The organism is Paraburkholderia sp. 31.1 (genome assembly GCF_014397645.1).
Lineage (GTDB): Bacteria > Pseudomonadota > Gammaproteobacteria > Burkholderiales > Burkholderiaceae > Paraburkholderia > Paraburkholderia tuberum.
Window position 1 is genome coordinate 1 of sequence record NZ_VZQN01000062.1, and the last position, 19,974, is coordinate 19,974.

The 19,974-nt window shown below is 62.4% G+C and carries 15 protein-coding genes and 1 pseudogene; 5 read left to right on the forward strand and 11 right to left on the reverse strand.

Annotated features, from left to right (window positions below):
• Positions 1-221 precede the first annotated feature (221 nt).
• The 4 genes from F6X37_RS32270 to F6X37_RS32285 all read right to left on the reverse strand — a co-directional run bounded on the left by F6X37_RS32270 (position 222) and on the right by F6X37_RS32285 (position 7,754).
• Positions 222-506: a hypothetical protein gene (locus F6X37_RS32270; protein WP_187614095.1), complete on the reverse strand. Its 285-nt coding sequence runs from the start codon at positions 504-506 to the stop codon at positions 222-224.
• Positions 507-660: 154 nt separating this feature from the next.
• Positions 661-4,449, reverse strand: coding sequence for a hypothetical protein (locus F6X37_RS32275; RefSeq protein WP_187614096.1), 3,789 nt, complete (start codon positions 4,447-4,449; stop codon positions 661-663).
• Between the two features lie 190 nt (positions 4,450-4,639).
• Complete coding sequence (locus F6X37_RS32280) at positions 4,640-6,394, reverse strand: RNA-directed DNA polymerase (protein WP_187614097.1); 1,755 nt, start codon at positions 6,392-6,394, stop codon at positions 4,640-4,642.
• Positions 6,395-6,618: 224 nt separating this feature from the next.
• A protein-coding gene (locus F6X37_RS32285) for an IS3 family transposase (protein ID WP_410451454.1) occupies positions 6,619-7,754 on the reverse strand; the annotation gives its coding sequence in 2 pieces (ribosomal slippage) (positions 6,619-7,490 and positions 7,490-7,754; 1,137 coding nt in all).
• Between the two features lie 679 nt (positions 7,755-8,433).
• Here F6X37_RS32285 and F6X37_RS38100 point away from each other — a divergent pair.
• Positions 8,434-8,550, forward strand: a pseudogene (locus tag F6X37_RS38100) (energy transducer TonB); the annotation flags it as partial.
• 323 nt (positions 8,551-8,873) lie between these two features.
• Here the strand turns inward: F6X37_RS38100 and catA are convergent.
• The 7 genes from catA to F6X37_RS32320 all read right to left on the reverse strand — a co-directional run bounded on the left by catA (position 8,874) and on the right by F6X37_RS32320 (position 16,130).
• Complete coding sequence (gene catA, locus F6X37_RS32290) at positions 8,874-9,809, reverse strand: catechol 1,2-dioxygenase (RefSeq protein ID WP_187614099.1); 936 nt, start codon at positions 9,807-9,809, stop codon at positions 8,874-8,876.
• 78 nt (positions 9,810-9,887) lie between these two features.
• Positions 9,888-10,178 carry a muconolactone Delta-isomerase gene (catC, locus tag F6X37_RS32295; RefSeq protein ID WP_090801477.1) on the reverse strand — a complete coding sequence of 97 codons (291 nt, stop codon included), beginning with the start codon at positions 10,176-10,178 and terminating at the stop codon, positions 9,888-9,890.
• A 27-nt stretch (positions 10,179-10,205) separates the two neighbouring features.
• Entirely contained in the window at positions 10,206-11,342 is a 1,137-nt protein-coding gene (locus F6X37_RS32300; protein ID WP_187614100.1) for a muconate/chloromuconate family cycloisomerase, read from the reverse strand.
• A gap of 305 nt (positions 11,343-11,647) precedes the next feature.
• A complete protein-coding gene (locus F6X37_RS32305) occupies positions 11,648-13,291 on the reverse strand; it encodes a GMC family oxidoreductase (protein ID WP_187614101.1) in 1,644 nt (547 codons plus the stop codon).
• Positions 13,281-13,946: a gluconate 2-dehydrogenase subunit 3 family protein gene (locus tag F6X37_RS32310; protein ID WP_187614102.1), complete on the reverse strand. Its 666-nt coding sequence runs from the start codon at positions 13,944-13,946 to the stop codon at positions 13,281-13,283. Before F6X37_RS32310 ends, F6X37_RS32305 begins: the two co-directional genes overlap by 11 nt.
• Positions 13,943-14,980, reverse strand: coding sequence for a hypothetical protein (locus F6X37_RS32315; protein ID WP_187614103.1), 1,038 nt, complete (start codon positions 14,978-14,980; stop codon positions 13,943-13,945). Before F6X37_RS32315 ends, F6X37_RS32310 begins: the two co-directional genes overlap by 4 nt.
• Positions 14,981-15,008: 28 nt before the next feature.
• Positions 15,009-16,130, reverse strand: coding sequence for an enolase C-terminal domain-like protein (locus tag F6X37_RS32320; protein WP_187614104.1), 1,122 nt, complete (start codon positions 16,128-16,130; stop codon positions 15,009-15,011).
• A gap of 328 nt (positions 16,131-16,458) precedes the next feature.
• On the opposite strand from F6X37_RS32320, the gene ribBA reads away from it, so the two are divergent.
• The 4 genes from ribBA to F6X37_RS32340 all read left to right on the forward strand — a co-directional run bounded on the left by ribBA (position 16,459) and on the right by F6X37_RS32340 (position 19,940).
• Entirely contained in the window at positions 16,459-17,592 is a 1,134-nt protein-coding gene (gene ribBA / locus F6X37_RS32325) for a bifunctional 3,4-dihydroxy-2-butanone-4-phosphate synthase/GTP cyclohydrolase II (protein ID WP_184058094.1), read from the forward strand.
• A 48-nt stretch (positions 17,593-17,640) separates the two neighbouring features.
• Entirely contained in the window at positions 17,641-18,153 is a 513-nt protein-coding gene (gene ribH, locus F6X37_RS32330; RefSeq protein ID WP_013090228.1) for a 6,7-dimethyl-8-ribityllumazine synthase, read from the forward strand.
• A complete protein-coding gene (gene nusB / locus F6X37_RS32335) occupies positions 18,150-18,584 on the forward strand; it encodes a transcription antitermination factor NusB (RefSeq protein ID WP_187614105.1) in 435 nt (144 codons plus the stop codon). The genes ribH and nusB overlap by 4 nt, the downstream gene beginning before the upstream one ends.
• A 159-nt stretch (positions 18,585-18,743) precedes the next feature.
• Complete coding sequence (locus tag F6X37_RS32340) at positions 18,744-19,940, forward strand: pyridoxal phosphate-dependent aminotransferase (RefSeq protein WP_187614106.1); 1,197 nt, start codon at positions 18,744-18,746, stop codon at positions 19,938-19,940.
• Positions 19,941-19,974: the final 34 nt, after the last annotated feature.

Genomic DNA, 19,974 nt, shown 5'->3' on the forward strand with positions numbered 1-19,974 from the left:
CGTTGGTCCCGATCGACGCGCAACTGGAAATTGAAGGATGAAGTCTGGCTCAATCCGGAGCGCATGCAACCGGAAGAACTAAAGCAGTGCGCATGAGGTGACGCGACAAGTACGTTGACAACCGCCGGGCTTGCAAAGGCACTGTTCGAAGGAAAACGATTAACAGAAGAACGGTGCCGCACACTTGCCGAAATGGTCCCAGACGTCTTCCGGTCGGTTGATTATGGCAACGTCGATCCGCACAGCGAGGAGGCTGTCACCGCATCGACCATCAGGTCGGTATGTGTAAAGCTGGCCCTAGCGCTCGCACAACGGTTTCCAGATAATCGCGAATTGGCGGACCTCCTTGCTGCATCAATAGCAGATCCCCTGCCGGAGGTGCGATTCGCGTCAAATTCAGACCATGACGGCAGCGACGGATAGCCGTAGGGATAGGCTCCAGTGACAGTGATCGTGAGTTTGTAAATGCCGCGCGCGGGCGTGACCATCCATGTCTCTGCGGACATGACCCGCGCTCGATGGCCACGCCCCGGGGGCCTACGATCGCTGCAACGCAGACCCACACATTCCCTGACGCTTCAAATGCCGCCCTGGTCTCGTCGCCGAACGATCTGCGGCCAACCTCTTATACCTAGCCTCGACTACGGGGTTGCGCTGGCGCTACTCAAATGTCTCGTCGCGCTCCCTGTCCCGTTTCATTTCGCAAGCCTGATCCTCGATTGCTTCTCGGATTAACTCACCTCTTTTGAGTTCGATAAACGAAGACAACGAAGGATTCCCACGGCTATCGAACTGGCCTAGCAATGTCACGTTTTCTCGAAGTATCGTCGAACGCGACCCGCTCCACATCATGGGACGCAATCGTGCAACGATCTCGACCATGACCGACAGCGAGTCGGGGCAGTCATGAACCAACCTCATCGCAACGGGTCGCCAGCTTCGGGGTTGGCGATCGCTTGTCACATCGAACACTGGACCGACAGCGGCCATCAATGAATAGCGGTTGGCGGGACCCTCTGAGCACCACGTCAGCAAGACGTCGTCGCCTATTTCGGACAGCGGATTCCCTTGATGAAGGCTCGCGCGCTCAACGATTCGAGTTCCGGCCGCGACTTCGGTTTGATCTCCGGTGAGCAACGCGTCCAACGTTGCTCGCGGCTGCAACCTCGCGAGAACCTTTAGCACCTCGCCGCAATCGACCCAGAACGTATAAGCCAGACTCGCGCGCCGCATATTCGTGCAGAAAGAATGCACGACGGAATAGCCCGCCATCCCGGTCGCGCAAACATCGATGACATTCTTCAAATGGTAATCGTTCGCCGACGCGTCGTCGAAGCCGTCGAAGTCAAACGTGGACAGTATGGTTCGGCCGGCCTCGACTATGGGCTCCGCGTGGGGGCGCTTGTCGTGAATATCGTTGAAGAACTGATCACCTAGCATTCGTATAGCTATCCGCACGCCTCCCTTCACGTTTGACACTGAAACAATGAAGTTGGCGATGTCGGTCGCCGGAATCACTTCGACCGCCCGCCCAAAATGTACGTCCGCGTACCGGGCGATAGGCGCTTTTCCAAGTTCAAGCGATCTTTGCAGCAGCGCGATACCGCCTGGTACGTTCATCAGCGATGGCAACAACCGGGGGAAATTCGAAGCAAGAAGGTCGCTCTGAACAGCTTCATCCAGTAGCTCTCCAAGCAGCGGCGATTTCCTGTTGGCTAGCTCAAGAAGAAAACCGCTGAGCACCCTCATATCGCGTCGGTCCTCGGGCAGATTCGCGAACCCGGCGACCATGCGGTCCCATATCTCGTTCGGGCTCTTCTCTACTTGGGCCAGTCCCATACCGAAATACCAGATATTTGGCCCGCCACCAGCGACGTCGGGCATCAGTTCATCAAGTACGGTCGGGTCTTCCGCGACAGCGACAGCAAGTGCGATTACTTCGGCTTGCTGTCGCTCTATGGCCTGCTGAAGATTATGAGAGTCGTTCGCGTCAACTTCGTCCAGGTCGTAGCCGCTGTTGGCAAACACCTGTGCCCGGATTCGCTCAACAAGGCTTTGCGGACGAAGCGCATTTTCCAACGCGCTCAGTCGCGAGTAGTTCTCCGAATCCTTGTTCTTCTCGTCGTAGAAGCGGGTTTGCTTGACGGCGTGCCAACCGTCACTCCAGAACTCCCTGTCGGCGATCCTTCTTGAAAGCGCCTCCAGCTCATCCCGCAAACCCACGTGTGACCAAAGGCCACGAAAGCTTCCCGCTATGATTTCCCTAGCTTCGCGCGCGGCGGGGCTGTCGGAAAGAGCAAGTTCCTCAGCTACCGCGAGGGCTTCCCTGTACCAGTGCAGAATTTCCGGTGCCGTTTCCGGCAGATATCCGTAGTCACGGGAGTGCGAACCGAACTGGAAGTCGTAGTGTGAGGTAAAGAAGCTGCAACGCAATAAGTTCTTGAGCGCAGTGAATCCAAGCTTCTTCTCAACCGCGTTTTCAGACCGCAGCAGCTTCCGCGTCACCTTCACTCGTTGTTCAATCGACGCGTGCGTGCCCGATAGGTATATCTGAAAAAACGAGGAGTGAATCTCGCTTGCGATGCTGAGGTTGCCATGTACGGCGAGGAACTGAAGCAGCGTGGCGCATCGCTCGAAGAGGTCGGCCTGCCATGCTAGCGAGCGTAGGGTATGGGCAACATAGTCAGGCCCGTCGAAGGTCAAGCCAGCGTCGATCGATGGCAAGTTGGCTTCCAATGCCGCCAGGCACGCCTCGGGCGCGGCTGGCAGGCAGTTTCGAAAGACGGATTTCCCGAACTCATTGAGATTCCAGATGTGCTGCCCAATCCATCCCCGAGGACCCAGCCATGCGCCAACGATGCCTCTCGCCTCGGCGCTGCGCTCCAGATAGCCAAGCCGCTTTGCAAATGAAATAGTCAGCCGCTGAGGTGCCCCTTGCGTTAGCACCTCTTCGATGCGGCTGAGAGGTATGTTTTGAAGCCCAACCGTTGCGAGATGGTTCGCGAGCGCATGGGGGAGAATGGCCCGCCATTTCCCCCTTCGTTGAGCAAGATCTCGTCGAAGTAGCTCAGCGATGAGACGGTGGGCCTGTTCGGGGCTTGCACCTACAAGCCCGGATAGTCGATGCAATTCAGCATCGGGGTTGCGGGAAAGATCCTCTGCATTAAACGAGTAAACGAGAGCACATGCCTGCGCCATTTCCAGAAGCGAGCTGTCGTACCCCTGACGCTGAGCGAAGAGACGGTTGAACAATTCCGCGTCGGTTAGCCTTGCGAGCGTGCCACCACGACTCACCGTGCTAGCCAACGCGATAGCAATACGGGCGTTGCCTGAAGAAAACTCCGCCGCCGTTCTCACATTTATTCCGGAGAGCTTCGGAAAGCGGGTCTGCAAAATCTTTTCAATGAGTTCGACGGAAGCCACGCGAATCTCGAAGACCTCGGTGCCTTCTGGCACATCATCCTTGATGTCATACTCGACAGTCAGGATGCTCAGCCCACCTCCCCGGGCCCTCACGAGTTCAGACAACCGCGAGTGCAGGTCCGAAGGACAGTTGTCCACGATCAATATCGCGCGAGCCCGATTGGCAAGAAGGTCAGACGCCAGCTTAAATGGCTGCGGATCGGGATCGTTGCCCATGTTTGTGTACACGGCAAGAGCGGGATCCAAAGCGTCCTGACCCACACGATCATCGAATAGCGCCTGCACAAACCTCGTTTTCCCGACGCCGGAAAGACCGACGAGTCGCACAACGCTTGGCGCATTGCACAAAATCTCGCGGATTCGATGCAGCCCGTCCAGCGCAGACATTTCTTTGGAGCTATCCGTGGACCGGTCTCGAATACGTACACCGTCGTCAACCAAGTAGACGGCCTCGGTGCCTTCTGCGGGGTATGCCCACGGCCCGAAAGCCTCCCAGCCCGATATCGCGCGCCCTATTGCACCTCGCACCCAAACGACAAGCCCTGGATGGTTGCGAACCCAGGTCGCCAATCGCGTGCGGTCGTAAAAATCGCTATGAAGCTTACCCGCCAGTCCATTCGCCGCTTCCGCAATCGCTTTCTTGCGGTTCGTCAGGGCGCTATCGCTTGTGGTTCCTTGTGAGCTGACGATGATATATGCCCCATCGCTTTCAGCGAGTTCCTGGATCGCAGGACGGAGTTTTCCGTTTGGACGCATCTCCGCCACGATCGCTCGCGGCGGCATATCCTGTCGCTTTACCTGGAAGCCCGTACAACACCGAGGAATGAACCCATCCTCCCAGTCCCGACTGTCCAGGCTGACTCTTACATCAAGACCACCGTCCTTTGCGTTCTGATTGCCCCCCCAAGTCACGGCAGCAGTCGAATATCCTCGACTGCGCAGTTCTGCTTCGCATAGCAAGCCGACGAGGGTTCGCAGCTGCGAGTCGTCTAGTATGGCTATATCGTCGGCGGTGATTTCAAACATGATCAAAAGTCCGGGTCATATTCGATGTTTGGACATGCCGTTCGACATTGCCGCGCGCCGAGAGCACCAGCTTCGTCGGGCACCGCAAAGTGCCACGGTCTTGCCAACTCGAAATAGCACGCACCGAGCGTACTCAGGCTGCGGTTACGGCACGATTAGGGAAACGTGTGTATTGAAATCTCGAAACGCGCTAGTAAGGCAGATCCATATCGTTCGGATCATCACCTTCATCTGACTCTTCCTCAGCTTCTGGCTCATCGAGCTCCGTGTCACCATCGTACGAGAACACAACACCTTCATAGCTACCGTCTCCTTCCTCGTAATCCAAGTAGTCTTCGACGTCCTCAAGTTCGAACAGATCGACGATATTTGAAAACCGCTTGCCTACAAGCGCGCCGTGCTTGAGCTTGAACAGTGGCGGAAGTACCGCACCTGTGTCATAAAAATGAACATTCAAGGCGAGCAGGCGCTCAAAGTGTGGATCGGCCGTAATGTGCGCATTGGCAAATCCGCCCCATCCGCGGACGCCTGCCTCATACGACAAAAGCCACATGTCATCGTAGAGCGCGGTCGACTTCTCGTGTACTTTCCAGTATGCCGTTTTCGGAGTCCTTCCCAACTTCCCCATGCTATGAAGATCCAACAGGATCAAAGCACAGACGGAGCTATGCATCTCCGAGATCACGTCAACGTTGGCATCTGAAACGGTCAGATCCAGATCTTTTGCCATCCAAAGACACCAAGCAACTTCACTATGGTGGCCTAAAGGTGCATGATCTTCAATCACCGCGTTGATGAAGCGACTCAAGCGAATTTTCCCGATGCTGTATCCAACACTTTTGTAAGTCGAGAAGAGTCGCGCTACCGTCTGTAGGGTATTGGGATAACCCATTGCGACCTGGCAGACGTGTGCTTCGAATCGGTCCCAATTCTGCTTACGTACAATAACCGACGACGCTTTCTTGAGAGCGTAAATCATCACGCTCTCGTCTGCGTTCAATCGGGCTAGTTCCTTTGCCAGCTCGAAGAAATGACTGAAGTCCGAAGCTTGTCGAGTACCGTTCTTTGAGATTGAGAAATTTCTTAGCCGGTGGCTCCAAAAGTCATCGGTGATCTCGAGCACCGTGCAAGTCTTCGTCTTCTCGAAGTTGACCTGCAACTCATATTCCTTAAGCGCACGAATGAGCGCGGCCAGCGCTGCTTCCGCCTCGCGTGCGGTAGCAAAAAACATGAAGTAGTCGTCGACGTAGCGAAAGCCTGCCGGGAAACTCTTCAATCTTTTCTTTAGTTCAAGGTCAACAGCCGTCGCGATCGCTTCGGCGATAACGTGCGACGTGTCAGGCCCAATAGGCAACCCGAATGTCTGTTCATCCTGCGCCTGACGCAAAGATAGGTCGAGAAGATTACCAAAAAACTTCGGTGTAACCGAACGATTCCTCTTAGCAACCGCTTTGCCATGAAGCGCCCACGGAACAGAATGGGTATAGATTGTAGGAAAAAAACGCGATATATCAGTGCGAAGCATAAAGCGATAACCGGCCGACTCCATCACCTTACGGTTGTAAAGAAACTGCATCGATGGGATATTTGCTCCGCGAGCGGCACCGTGAAGGAAGCGGGGGCGACTGGCGGAGAGGCGAGACTGCCGATAGTGCTTCAGCAGATCCCCCCAATGCTCAGTCACATGCGTGGAGAGGTAGGTCTGGGCAACGGGATTCGTAATGCTCGTTACACGACGCTGATGTCCGGCCCGCGCCACGCTGAACAATTCGGCTTTTCCGCTGGGCGATCGGGGGATCTTTGGTCCTTTCTTGGGTACCGGCTGGAGCGCAACCCACTGTGCATAAAGCATTGCGTGGTGGTTCGCTAGGTCTACCGTCGTGAACGACGGTGGCAGTTGCGAAGGAAAGTAGCCTCGCTCAAGCAGTCTCGCCGTACGGTCCATTCATCCCCCTTAATATGTCGATGCCCCCAGCTTCCGACAGTGGTGCTTCCAAATGCGAAACATTATCCGACCTAGTATCTGAAATCCAGATTGGCGTCGCGCGGCACAGCGTGGTTACCACGCAAATCGAAACTCTTGGGCGTTACAATCTTGCGCAACCGACAGAGGTGGCCTCGTTCGTTCGGACAGGATCAGCGAGTTTTTAAGTGGAATTGCTGAGGCAATCAAGCTGCCGATTTTATCGCTGGCAGCGTGGCGAAGTATGCTTCATCCGGTGTCTGATCGGCCAGCCTGGAATGAGGCCGGTTCTGGTTATACCAGTTCAGGTAATTGCCGATTGAGCGGCGGGCGTGGCTGACCGAGTCGTAGGCTTTCAGATAGACCTCTTCATATTTGACGCTTCGCCACACCCGTTCGACGAACACGTTGTCACGCCAGGCGCCCTTTCCATCCATGGACAGAAGAACGTTCCGGCTGAGCACCGCGTCGGTGAATTCGGTTGCGGTGAACTGGCTGCCTTGATCCGTGTTGACGATCTCAGGCAGGCCGTATTTCGCAAACGCTTCCTCCAGCGCCTCGACGGCATGGCAGCTCTCCAGCGTGATCGCCACCCGGTGTGCTAGCACCCGACGGCTCGCCCAGTCCACTACGGCCGTCAGATATACGAAGCCGCGCGCCATCGGGATATAGCTCGTATCGAGCGCCCAGACCTGATTGGCCCGTTCGATCTTGCGATGGCGCAGCAGGTACGGCCAGATCCTGTGGGCTGCATGCTTGCGGCTCGTGTTTGGCTTGCGATACAACGCCTCGACGCCCATGCGCTTCATCAAGGTGCTGACGTGTCTGCGCCCGACCTTGATGCCTTCGCGACGCAGCAGCCTTGCCAGCATTCGTGCCCCTGCAAATGGATGCTCGAGATGAAGCTCGTCAATCCGGCGCATCAATTTCAGATCCGCTTCGCTGACCCCACGCGATTGGTAATAGGCACTCGAGCGGCTGATGCCTACCAGCCGGGCCTGCTGTGTCACCGGTAGAGCGTGATCACGATCGATCATCGCTTTACGCCCAGCAGTCCCGCCTTGCTGAGCGCGCTTTCTAAAAAATCATTCTCCAACGTCAATTGCCCGATCTTCGCGTGCAGCACCTTCACGTCGACTGGCGGCGCCGACGGCGCCGCGCCCCCCACTTCGAACACATCGGCAACCCGCTCTTGCAGTTGCTTCTTCCAGTCCGTGATCTGGTTCGGATGGACATCAAATTGCTGGGCCAGTTCTGCCAGCGTCTTGTCGCCCTTGAGCGCCGCCAGGGCCACCTTTGCCTTGAACGCCGGTGAGTGGGTCCGTCGGTTTCGTTTCGTCATCTTCTGGTTCCTTGTTGCCGGCCATTATGGCCGACTCACCCCCCAGCTTTTCCACTCAACGAACTGTCTGAATTCTCGAAGCCACTTCTGTGACGCGACTGCCATCGATTATGACGGCTTCGTTGACGCGTAACGTTCGGAACCGACACCCAATGAAAGGCGGGCACGGCGGCGCCTTGGGCGGCGCGATAACGGTCATCGGGCCTGCACGCCGAAACGGATGGTACGAGAGGATAACAGGGCACAGCGTCCCCGTCGTCGTTCTGAACTCATTGCGCATATCGCCTACTGATGTCTCACAGCGCACTCATCGCCAAGTGACGGTATTTTCGACGGTATACGAACGACTTTTCGAGGCGCCGCCTAAGCGGGACAAGCGTTTCCAGCCAGACTCCACATAATTGCGCGCTATGTGGAGCGGATGCTCAATGCGCCGCGCGATGGCGATCCATTCTCGACGTAACCTGGCCACTTCCCTCGAGACCGTTACGCGATACCAGGAGCGCATGCTCGGTGCGTATCGGGACAGCGATCGATCCGCGCAGCAAGCCGGTTTGAGCGAGGCGAATCCGGGGCCGTGACCCAGCGCGCGTGCACGATCCGAAGCTGACAATCACAATGAAAGAGCCGCACCTGCTCCGGCGCTGCGGTCGCGCACGCGCCGCGTCCCAATGCGATCGTGCGTGCATCGGTCGACGAACGTGGACAGATCAGCGACGCGGTCGTCGAAGTCTCGTCCGGCAATCCAGCGTTCGACAACCTCGCCCTTCAGGCATCGCGGCGTGCCCAGTGCAGCGCGCTCACGGGCATGGACAATCAGCCTGTGGCGGTCGAAACGAATTTCGTTTTCAATCTACCGCACGCGAGTGGCGATACGGCTCACTCCGGCGCAGGCGTCGCGGCGGCCGCGAGCAACGCGGACTCCCCGCGACCGCCGTCTTCTCCCGCGGGCGCGACCGGTTCTTCGCTGTTGCTCGAGCCTTGCGAGCGCCCCTTGCGACGACTCGCCCAGAACGCCAAGCAACGGCAGCACGACGCTTCAGGGATTCGGCAGGCAAGACCACCGGCCGTTGGCAACGAAAGGCAGCGGCCGTGTCGCCACGGCGCCGCCTCGTGTGATTACGCTTCGGCCGAAGCGCGCGGACGATGGACGAGCTGGTTGTCCTTACCCTGGACCAGCGGCGTGATCGTGAAGTTGAACTCGATCTCCTTGTACGTATCGGCCTTCAGGCCCAGCGCCGCGCCACCGCTTTTCTCGACGACCGGCGGAATCAGCTCTTCGCGCGTTGCATACGCGAAGTCGTCCCAGATCAGCGGATCGCCTTCGATGTTGAACTGCGTGGTCAGCTTGCGATGGCCGTCGCTGCTGATGAAGAAGTGCACGTGCGCCGGACGGTTGCCGTGACGGCCCAGCACGTTCAGCAGCTGCTGCGTCGAGCCGTGCGGCGGGCAGCCGTAGCCTACCGGCATCAGCGTGCGGACCTCGTACTTGCCGTCGGCGCCGGTCTTCACCGCGCCGCGCAGGTTGAAGTCGCTCTGCGCGCCGGTCGGATCGAAGTGCGAGTAGAAGCCCTTCGAGTTCGCGTGCCAGCACTCGACGACCGCGCCGGCGACCGGCTTGCCGTCCAGATCCTTGACCGTGCCGCGGATCACCAGCGGGCCCGCGTCTTCGTCCGGGTTGATGTCGATCTTCGAGACGCCCTCGCGCACCGTCGCGCCGGCGACGTACAGCGGGCCTTCGATCGTACGCGGCGTGCCGCCTTCGAGACCGATCTTCTTGTCCTCGGCGTCCATGCGGATGTCGAGATACTTCTCGAGACCGAGGCCGGCCGCCAGCAGCGCCGCTTCGCCGTCCTGACCGAGCTTGTTCAGATAGTTGACGCCGGCCCAGACTTCGTCGGGCGTGATGTCGAGGTCATCGATTGCCTTGAACAGGTCACCCAGCAGACGGAAAACGATCTGCTGGAAACGCGCGTTGCCACTCCCGGCATCGACGTTGGAAGCGGCTTTCAGCAGATCCTGCACTTCTTTGGTTTCAAATACTTTGACGCTCACGATGACTGTCTCCAGTTGGTATAGGGGGAAAAGATGGCTTTGGATGCGCTCGCCGTCAAAAGCGCCTGGCCCCTGGGCTCAGATGTCGCCGTCCCGAATCGACGACGGGTGACGACACAGAGGCGTCACCGAAATCTTCATGTACGGGAACAGAGGCAAGCCGGACAGAATGTCGTGAAGTTCGGCATTGCTCTCTACATCGAAGATGCTGTAATTCGCGTACTCGCCAACGAGGCGCCAGATATGACGCCACTTGCCGCTACGCTGGAGCTCCTGCGAGTAAGCCTTCTCGCGGGTCTTGATTTCGTTCGCCACTTCGGCCGGCATGTCGACCGGCAGGTGCACGTCCATTCGCACATGGAAAAGCATCGTTGAATCCTCTTGATCTAAATCCGTTTAGCGGGTGACCTTCATCAGCCCGTCTCGCGTGAATCGTTCGACCTTCGCCTCGTCGAGTTCGATGCCGAGACCCGGGCCGTTCGGCACGGTCAGTTCGAAGTCGCTGTAGTCGAGCGGCGTGGTCAGAATTTCTTCGGTGATCAGCAACGGCCCGAACAGCTCGGTGCCCCATTGCAGATTCGCGAAGCTCGCGAACAGATGCGCCGACGCCACCGTGCTGAACGCGCCTTCGAGCATCGTGCCGCCGTACAGCTCGATGCCGGCGGCATCTGCGATCGCGGCCACGCGCTGCGCGGCGAACAGACCACCGCTCTGCTCGATCTTGATCGCGAATACATCGGCGCCGCCGTTCTTCGCGATCTCGAACGCGCTGTCCGGGCCTTGCAAGACTTCGTCGGCCATCAGCGCGACCGGGAAGCGGCGCATCAGTCGCGCGAGCGCCGCGGCGGTCGCGACCGGCTGCTCGACCAGATCGCAGCCCGCGTCGGCCAGCGCCGGAATCGCCCAGGCGGCCTGGGTCTCGCTCCACGCCATGTTCACGTCGACGCGCACCGCGGCGCGCTCGCCGACCGCTTTCTTGATCTCGGTGACGTGCTTGATGTCGGTCTTCAGTTCCTTCGCGCCGATCTTCAGCTTGAAGACCTTGTGGCGGCGCACGTCGAGCATGTGCTCGGCTTCGGCGATGTCCTTCGCGGTATCGCCCGACGCGAGCGTCCACGCAACCGGCAGGCGCTCACGGCGACGGCCGCCGAGCAGTTCGCTCACCGGCACGCCGAGACGTTTGCCTTGCGCGTCGAGCAGCGCGGTTTCGAGCGCGCTCTTCGAGAAATGATTGACCTTGACCAGCTTGCCGAGGTGCGCCATCAGCGCCTGGATCTGCGTCGCGTCCTTGCCAATCATCGCCGGGGCGAAGTAGGCGTCGATCGCGAGCTTCATTGCTTCGGGGCTTTCCGGGCCGTAGGCCATGCCGGCGATCGTGGTGCCTTCGCCAATCCCGACGATGCCGTCGCTGCAGTAGACCTTGACCAGCATCAGCGTCTGCCCGTACATCGTGGCGACCGACAGCTTGTGAGGGCGGATCGTCGGCAGATCGACGAGGCGGGTTTCGATACGTTCGATGGTCGCTTGGGTCATGGCGGCTGCGGCGGGAAGTGAGTTCATTGGATGTTTTTATACCCTTCGCCCGTTTGGCCCGTCCAATACTTTTCCTGTCCTTTTTCATACCTGCAGGGTATGGTGAGGCCAGCAAGCCCGGCCTTTCTATGGATTTTGCATTGCACCATGCAGGTGGGGCATCGAAAAAGAGGCCGTTCTTGCGCCTCAAACATGACGTGAGTCAATGTTCGATGCATGGAGAGCATGTTGTGTAACCATCCAGATCGCGCAGTGAGTACTCCGTCGTTTCGGACTGCGGTTCATGCGCGCGGGCAAGACTGCCCCTACAACTCGCCGCGCGCGGCTAGCGCGGCGATGCGCTCGGCGGTGCGACACGCGATCGCCTGAATCGTCAGCGACGGATTCACGCCGCCCACGGTCGGAAACACCGAGCCGTCGCACACCCACAGGTTGCGGATGTCCCAACTGCGGCAGTCCGCGTCGACGACGCTCGTCGACGGATCGTCACCCATGCGCGCGGTGCCGTTCAGGTGGCAGGTGTCGTCGGTCTCGCGCCAGATCTCCTTGCCGCCGGCGGCCGCGAGCGCCTGCTCCATGAAGTCGAGCGAATGCGCGATGAGCCGCTTGTCGTTGTCGCACCATGAATAGGTGACGCGCGCGATCGGCAGCCCGTACTGGTCCTTCTCGTCGGCAAGCGTCACGCGGTTGCGCTGCTGCGGCAGCATCTCGCCGACGATCTTCAGCCCCGCCTGGTGGTTGTACTTGAGCATCTCCGCGCCGAGCGCGTCGCCCCACAAGCCGCGGCCGTTCTGCACCGCGACCCATCCGTTCGGCAGCGGCCCCTGGCTCATGTAGCAGTAGCCGCCGAAAAAATCTTTGCCCTTGTCTTCGTAGTTCCAGTGCTCGGTGAGCGCGAGCGACGGCGGCCCCTTGTACCAGCGGATGTCTTCATCGAAGGTGCCGTAGACGCCCTGATTCGACTGCGCCATCAGGTTTTTGCCCACGAGTCCCGAACTGTTCGCAAGTCCGTCGGGAAAGCGGCTGTTGGCCGACATCAGCAACAGGCGCGGCGTTTCGATCGCGTAGCCGGCCACCACCACGTGCTTCGCGCGCTGGAATCGCCAGCGTCCTTCGCGCAGATATTCGACGCCGGTGGCAAGCCCCGCGTCGTTGGTGACGACACGGCCGACCATCGCCAGATCGCGCACCTCGGCGCCGGCTCGCAGCGCACGCGGGATCCACGTGACGAGCGCGCTTTGCTTCGCGTTGGTCGCGCAGCCGGACACGCAAAAGCCGCGGTACACGCACGGATGCGCGCGGCCGCGCGGCGCGGAGAGGGTCGCGAGCGGCGTCGGGCTCCAGCCGATGCCGAGCGCCTCGGCGCCGCGCGCGAGCACCAGCGCCGCCGCGTTCAGCTCATGCGCGCGATACGGATAGCGCGGCCGCCTCGGCCCCCACGGATAGTTCACCGGTCCGGAGATTTTCAGCGCGTCCTCGACCTCGCCGTAGTAGTGCCACATCTCGCGCCAGTCGAGCGGCCAGTCGGCGCCATAGCCGAGCACGCTGCGCGACTTGAACCACTCGGGCCGAAAGCGCAGCGACACCATCGCGAAATGGACCGTGCTGCCGCCCACCGCCTTGCCGCTGTTGTTGTTGCCGAGCTTCAACGGATTGTCGCCGTCGCAGATGCGCTCGTCGGTCCAGAACAGTTTTTCCTGATGCGCTTCGTCAGACGCGAACTCTTCGAGCGGACGCCACCATGCGCCGGCATCGAACGCGACGACCTTGAAGCCTTTTTCCGCAAGTCGGCACGCAAGCGTGCCACCGCCGGCGCCGGTGCCGACGATCGCGAAATCGACCTCCTCGCCGTCAGGGTACGTGCGCATCGGCACCCAGCCGCCGCGCTGGAACACGTCGGGTGCGCGGCCGTCCTTGCCGCGCGGCCGTTGCTGCGCGTCATCGGACACGGCGGTTCTCCTTCGCGGCCTGCTCATGGGTGTCGGGCGTCGCTTCGACCGCCTCCCACGGATCGCGCCGGTTCAGGTACATGCGCACGTAGCCGCGCGGATTCGCCGGGCCGCCGAAGCCGATCTCGCTCCACGCGTGCGGGTGCGAGTAGTAGAGCCCGCAGATGTCGTGCAGCACGCGCTCGCCGAAGAACAGCTTCGACGGCATGCCGCGCCACGCGGGGTTCGTCAGTTCGCCGCGCTGCATCTCGCCGAGCAGCGCGATCTGCGTGTCCGCCGCGAGGCTCGCGAACGGCAGGCCGCCCCGTTCGCGGCACTCGGCATCGAGCGCGGCGAGCCCGATGCGCCAGGCGTCGCGCATCGGCGGCAAACGGGCGTCGCGGTAGCCGTCGTTGCCATTGCCGGCGAGCCTCGCGTCGAGCAGGGCGGCAAGCGGCACCACCGGTTGCGCATTCGCTTGCGGCACGATGCGGGCGCACAGCGACGTGACCGCGAGCCATTCGACCGCGTTGAAAAAGCGCGGCTCGAGCGGTGTCGCGAGGCGTTCGGCGATCACCGCGCGGGTGTGCGCGTCCCACGACGGCGTCGTGCGTTTGTCGAGCACGTCGTAGCCGGGATAGCGGGTGGCTCGGGTCGAGCGTGGTCGGTTGGTCATTTTTCAGTCTCCCGCAGACGCAGTGCGGCGAGCCCGGCGAGCGCCAGCGCGGAAAAGCTCGGCGGCGCGGGCAGCGGCGGCCCGTCGAACAGATTCTGGCTCCAGTTGCGCCAGCCGCCCTGACGACGCGCGATCCCGCGCGCGTGAAAACCCGCGCCGACAAAGCCGAGCACGGTCGTGACGCGTAACCAGAGCCGCGTGTACCAGCGCTCGCGCGGAGCGGACAGCGCGGCATGCGCGAGCAGCGCGGCGGTGATGGGCGCAATGCTGACCGGCGCGTACATCGCGCGATGCTGAAACGCGCCACGAAAATGCAGCAGCGCGGCCTCCCCCACCGTGCCGACGAGACCCGCCGCGACCAGCAGACCGAGCGCCTGACCGGCCGGCATGCCGAGCAGTTGCGGGTCGTCTGCGGGCTCGTCGCGCAAGCGTTCGGCGACGGCACCGAGCGCGCCTGACAGCAGCAACGCGCTCGGCGCGCCGAGCGGTGCCGCGTGAAACAGGTTGTTCCAGCTCCAGCCGCCCGGCCGCTTCATCACGTTGTAGAAATGGAAGCCCGTGCCGGCGATGCCCGTCGCCGCCGCGGCCAGATAGATCGCATGGCGCGCGCGATGCGTCTGGCCGCGACGATCCGCGCCACCATGCAGGCCCGCGGCGAGCGACAGACTCGCGCTGACGAGTGGCGTGAACATCGCGGGGTTGTCGAACGAGCCGCGGTAGTGCTCCATCGCGCTGTCGGCGAGCACCGACAGCGCGAGCAGCGCGGAGCTGTGGTTGAAGGAGCGGGCCGCTTCGACGTGTGCCTCCACCTCGGCGGTGGGTTCGCTCGCGTGCACGCGCGCCGGCGCGCGCTGATGGCTGCGGGCGGCACACGTCGGGAACGCCACGGATGCCCGACGCTCGTGGTGTTGCGGGCCGCTCTCACGCCGTTCGCGATGCGACTCAGGTCTTCCCGCGCCGCGCGCGGCCAACGCCGCGACGGCCGTCACCGCCGCCGCCGTGTACAGCAATCCGGGTACGCGTGAAGAGCCCATCGATATCGCTTCCTTGTCGTGGCCTGCTTTATTTGATGAGGTAGCGCTCGGCGTCACCATGCTTGAACTCGAGCCCGCAACCGGGCCGCGACAGATCGGGCTCCATCTGGCCGTCGCGCAACGGCGGCGCACCGTCGAACAACATGGCTTCGATCCGGGCGTGGTCATGGAACCACTCCTGATGGCGCAAGCGCGGCGCCGCGCACGCGACGTGCAGATGCAACGCCGGTGCGCAATGCGCGGACAGCGGCACGTGATACGCGTCGCACAGCGCGGCGGCCTGCAGAAAGCCGGTGATGCCGCCGCAACGGCTCGCGTCGGCCTGCAGCACGTCGACGGCCCCCGCCGCGAGCAGGTGGCGGAAGTCGTCGAGCGTGTAGCCGTATTCGCCGGCGGCGATCTCCATGCCGGCCGGCACGCGCTCGCGTACGCCGCGCAGGCCCGCTTCGTCGTCCGAAGACACGGGCTCCTCGAGCCAGCTCACCTCGTGCTCGGCGAAACGTTGCGCGTAGTACAGCGCCCGTTGCGGCGTGAACGCGCCGTTCGCGTCGACGAACAGGCCCGCGCCGCCGATCGCCGCGCGCGCCGCCGCGACGCGCGCCGGGTCCTTGTCCGGCTCGCTGCCGATTTTCATCTTTACCCACCGGCAGCCGTCCTGCGCGACCCAGCCGGCGAACTGCTGCTGCAAGCGCTGGTTCGTATACGTGGTGAAGCCGCCGCTGCCGTAAGCCGGCACGGCCGGGCGCAACGCGCCGAGCAGCCCGACGAGCGGCACGCCGAGCAGCTTCGCCTTCAGGTCCCACAGCGCGCAGTCGATTGCCGAAATGGCTGTCGCGGCCAGTCCCGCGCGGCCGAGATTGCGCACCTGGCGTTGCAACCGTTGCCAATGCGCGCCGACGTCCAATCCGTCGTGATTCAGCACGCAGGCGGCGAGCGCGCCCTGGATCAGCGCGACGATGCAGGCATCGCTGTACGTGTAGCCGATGCCGGTGTCGCCGCCCGCGTCGACCTCGACGACGACCAGCGTGGTCGCGTCCCACGCGAACGTGCCGTCGGCCTCCGGCGCGTCGGTCGGAATGCGGTACGCGCTCGCGCGCAGCGCGCTCACGGGCGCTTGCGACGAGCCCCCGCTCGTGGCGCCGCGCTTCATTGACGCGCTCCTTGCGCGCGCGCGTGACGCCCTTCATTGATGCAACAGCCGACGGTCCCCGACATTCCGGTCTCCAGGTGGTAGTGAGACGAAGCTGCCTGCTGCGCCGCAAGTACCGTTCCGCACTATCGCAATCCGTAAAACGGGCCGCGCCGGAGCACACTTCGCGTTGCCGCCAACGCCAGTCGCGCGCTCGCCCACCGTTTCGACGAGCATGGCAACCCCGCCCGGCTCGTCACGGTCGGCCAAACGGCCTATGTCGTCTGGCGGAGGCGACTTGGGCTCGCGCGTGGCGTAAAATACGCGCTTTCCCGAAAAACTCGCCAACATGACGCTCGCCTCCACCCAAGAGATCATTGCCGAACTGAAAGCCGGCCGGATGGTGATCCTCGTCGACGAAGAAGACCGCGAGAACGAGGGCGACCTCGTGATCGCCGCCGAGTTTGTCACTCCGGAAGCGATCAATTTCATGGCTCGCTACGGCCGCGGCCTGATCTGCCTGACGCTGACCCAGGATCGCTGCCAGCAGCTGAACCTGCCGCTGATGACCTACCGCAACGGCACGCAGTACGGCACCGCGTTCACGGTCAGCATCGAAGCGGCCGAAGGCGTGACGACCGGCATCTCGGCGGCCGACCGGGCCCGCACGATCGCGGCCGCGGTCGCGCCGGACGCCAAGGCCGAGCACATCGTGCAGCCGGGCCATATCTTCCCGATCATGGCGCAGCCGGGCGGCGTGCTGGTGCGCGCCGGCCATACCGAGGCCGGCTGCGACTTCACGAGGCTCGCGGGCCTCACGCCTGCCGCGGTGATCTGCGAAGTGATCAAGGACGACGGCACGATGGCGCGTCTGCCGGACCTGCTCGAGTTCGGCAAGGAGCACGGCCTGAAGACCGGCACGATCGCCGATCTGATTCACTATCGCAGCCGCACCGAGTCGATCGTCGAGCGTGTTTGCGAACGTACGATGCAAACCGCGCACGGCGCGTTCCGCGCGGTCATGTATCTCGATCAGCCGAGCGGCCAGCCGCACATCGCGCTGGTGCGCGGCACGCCGATGCCCGATCGCGACACGCCGGTGCGCGTGCACGAGCCGCTGTCGGTGCTGGATCTGCTCGAAGTCGGCGAATCCACCCATTCGTGGACGCTGGACGCGGCCATCAAAGAAATCGCAGAACGCGATCTCGGCGTGGTCGTACTGCTGAACTGCGGCGACTCGAAAGACCATCTGATCGACGTCTTCAAGGCGTTCGACTCGAAGGAAAAAGCGGACGCGCTGAAGCGCCGGCCGGTCGACTTCAAGACCTACGGCATCGGCGCGCAGATTCTGCGCGAACTCGGCGTCGGCAAGATGCAGGTGCTGTCGAACCCACGCAAGCTCGGCAGCATGTCGGGTTATGGTCTCGAAGTCACGGGCTTCATTCCGATGCCCGGCAGCAAAACGCAAGCCCCGCAACTCTGATCCGGCCACTCACGCGCCTCGCGCCCACTCAAACACTACGGAATTCATATGGAAATCGGACAATACCAACCGAATCTCGACGGCGACGGACTGCGCATCGGCATCGTCCAGGCGCGCTTTAACGAACCCGTCTGCAACGGCCTCGCCGACTCCTGCATCGAAGAACTCGAACGCCTCGGCGTGACCGGCGAAGACGTGCTGCTCGTCACGGTGCCGGGCGCGCTGGAAATCCCGCTCGCGCTGCAAAAGCTCGCGGAAAGCGCGCAATTCGACGCGCTGATCGCGCTCGGCGCGGTGATCCGCGGCGAGACCTACCACTTCGAGCTGGTTTCGAACGAAAGCGGCGCGGGCATCACGCGCATCGGCCTCGACTTCGGCATTCCGGTCGCGAACGCGGTGCTGACCACCGAGAACGACGAGCAAGCCGTCGCGCGCATGACCGAGAAGGGTCGCGACGCCGCGCGCGTGGCTGTCGAAATGGCGAACCTCGCGGTCGCGCTCGAGCAGCTCGGCGGCGATGACGACGAAGATGAAGACGAAGACGACGAGGAAGAGGCATGAAGAGCGCACGCCGACGCTCCCGCGAACTGGCCACGCAGGGGCTTTACCAGTGGCTGCTGTCGGGCTCGCCCGGCGATGAGATCGACGCGCAACTACGCGGCGCGCAAGGTTACGACAAGGCCGATCACGAGCACCTGGACGCGATCCTGCATGGCGTGATGCGCGATTCCGAAGCACTTTCCGCCGCGATCGCGCCGTGCCTCGACCGTCCGATCGATCAACTGTCGCCGGTCGAACGCGCGGTGCTGCTGGTCGCCGCGTTCGAACTGAAGAATCACGTCGACATTCCGTATCGCGTGGTCATCAACGAAGCGGTCGAGCTGACCAAGACGTTCGGCGGCTCGGACGGCTACAAGTACGTGAACGGCGTGCTCGACAAGCTCTCGGCGCAACTGCGCGCCACCGAGACGCAGGCGGCTCGCAAGAGCTGAGCGCGGCGCCGGTGGGGCCATGCCGCGCATCGGCTCCCTGCCACGTCGCACTGCACAGGGCGAAGCACCTCGATCGCCCGCAAGGACGGCGCTGCGCGCATCGATGAACGCATCATTTGATGGGTAGGCGCCGTCCTGCTTCTGAACTGGACTGACCGTATGAACTCCGTGACCGAACCTCTCGTGCGGCTTGCCGCGCGCGTCGATGCCATCCAGCCTTTCTACGTGATGGAACTGGCCAAGGAGGCCGTGCTGCTCGAACGCGCGGGGCGCGACATCATTCACATGGGCATCGGCGAGCCGGATTTCACGGCGCCCGAGCCGGTCATCGAGGCGGCCGCGAGCGCGCTGCGCCGCGGCGTCACGCAGTACACCAGCGCGCTCGGCGTGCACGCGCTGCGCGATGCGATTTCCGCGCATTACGCCGAGTTCTACGGCATCGACGTCGATCCGGCGCGGATCGTGGTGACCGCGGGCGCATCGGCCGCGCTCTTGCTGGCGTGCGCGGCGCTCGTCGATCGCGACGACGAAGTATTGATGCCCGACCCGTGCTATCCGTGCAACCGCCATTTCGTGATCGCCGCCGAAGGCAAGCCGGTGATGGTGCCGAGCGGGCCGGCCGAGCGCTTCCAGCTGACCGCCGCCGACGTCGAACGCCTGTGGGGCGAGCGCACCCGCGGCGTGCTGCTCGCGTCGCCGTCGAATCCGACCGGCACGTCGATCGAGCCGGCCGAACTCGAGCGCATCGTCAAGGCCGTGCGCGCGCGCGGCGGCTTCACGATCGTCGACGAGATCTACCAAGGCCTCAGCTACGACGCCAAGCCGGTGTCGGCGCTGTCGTTCGGCGACGACGTGGTCACCGTCAACAGCTTCTCGAAGTACTTCAACATGACCGGCTGGCGCCTCGGCTGGCTCGTCGTGCCGCCCGCGATGGTCAGCGCGTTCGAAAAGCTCGCGCAGAATCTGTTCATCTGCGCGTCGGCGCTCGCGCAGCACGCGGCGCTCGCCTGTTTCGAGCCGGAGACGATCGCGATCTACGAAGCGCGGCGCCTCGAATTCAAGCGACGCCGCGACTTCATCGCGCCGGCGCTCGAATCGCTCGGCTTCTCCGTGCCGGTGATGCCGGACGGTGCGTTCTACGTGTACGCGGACTGCCGTGGCGTCGCGCATCCGGCGGCCGGCGACAGCGCGGCGCTCACGAAGGCGATGCTGCACGATGCCGGGGTCGTGCTGGTGCCGGGCATGGACTTCGGCACGCACGCGCCGAAGGACTACATCCGGCTGTCATATGCGACCGCGTATCCAAAGCTCGAAGAGGCGGTCGAGCGGCTGGCAATGCTGTTCGGGCGGCATTGACGCATCGGGATTGATTCGGCAGCAACCGGCCTGC

What these genes read in the sequence shown, in the direction of transcription:
- F6X37_RS32275 (WP_187614096.1), bottom strand. Translation starts at nt 4,449, where the DNA reads ATGTTTGAAATCACCGCCGACGATATAGCCATACTAGACGACTCGCAG.
- F6X37_RS32280 (WP_187614097.1), bottom strand. Translation starts at nt 6,394, where the DNA reads ATGGACCGTACGGCGAGACTGCTTGAGCGAGGCTACTTTCCTTCGCAA.
- nusB (WP_187614105.1), top strand. Translation starts at nt 18,150, where the DNA reads ATGAAGAGCGCACGCCGACGCTCCCGCGAACTGGCCACGCAGGGGCTT.
- F6X37_RS32340 (WP_187614106.1), top strand. Translation starts at nt 18,744, where the DNA reads ATGAACTCCGTGACCGAACCTCTCGTGCGGCTTGCCGCGCGCGTCGAT.
- F6X37_RS32270 (WP_187614095.1), bottom strand. Translation starts at nt 506, where the DNA reads ATGTCCGCAGAGACATGGATGGTCACGCCCGCGCGCGGCATTTACAAA.
- F6X37_RS32320 (WP_187614104.1), bottom strand. Translation starts at nt 16,130, where the DNA reads ATGAAGCGCGGCGCCACGAGCGGGGGCTCGTCGCAAGCGCCCGTGAGC.
- F6X37_RS32315 (WP_187614103.1), bottom strand. Translation starts at nt 14,980, where the DNA reads ATGGGCTCTTCACGCGTACCCGGATTGCTGTACACGGCGGCGGCGGTG.
- catC (WP_090801477.1), bottom strand. Translation starts at nt 10,178, where the DNA reads ATGCTTTTCCATGTGCGAATGGACGTGCACCTGCCGGTCGACATGCCG.
- ribH (WP_013090228.1), top strand. Translation starts at nt 17,641, where the DNA reads ATGGAAATCGGACAATACCAACCGAATCTCGACGGCGACGGACTGCGC.
- F6X37_RS32310 (WP_187614102.1), bottom strand. Translation starts at nt 13,946, where the DNA reads ATGACCAACCGACCACGCTCGACCCGAGCCACCCGCTATCCCGGCTAC.
- ribBA (WP_184058094.1), top strand. Translation starts at nt 16,459, where the DNA reads ATGACGCTCGCCTCCACCCAAGAGATCATTGCCGAACTGAAAGCCGGC.
- F6X37_RS32300 (WP_187614100.1), bottom strand. Translation starts at nt 11,342, where the DNA reads ATGACCCAAGCGACCATCGAACGTATCGAAACCCGCCTCGTCGATCTG.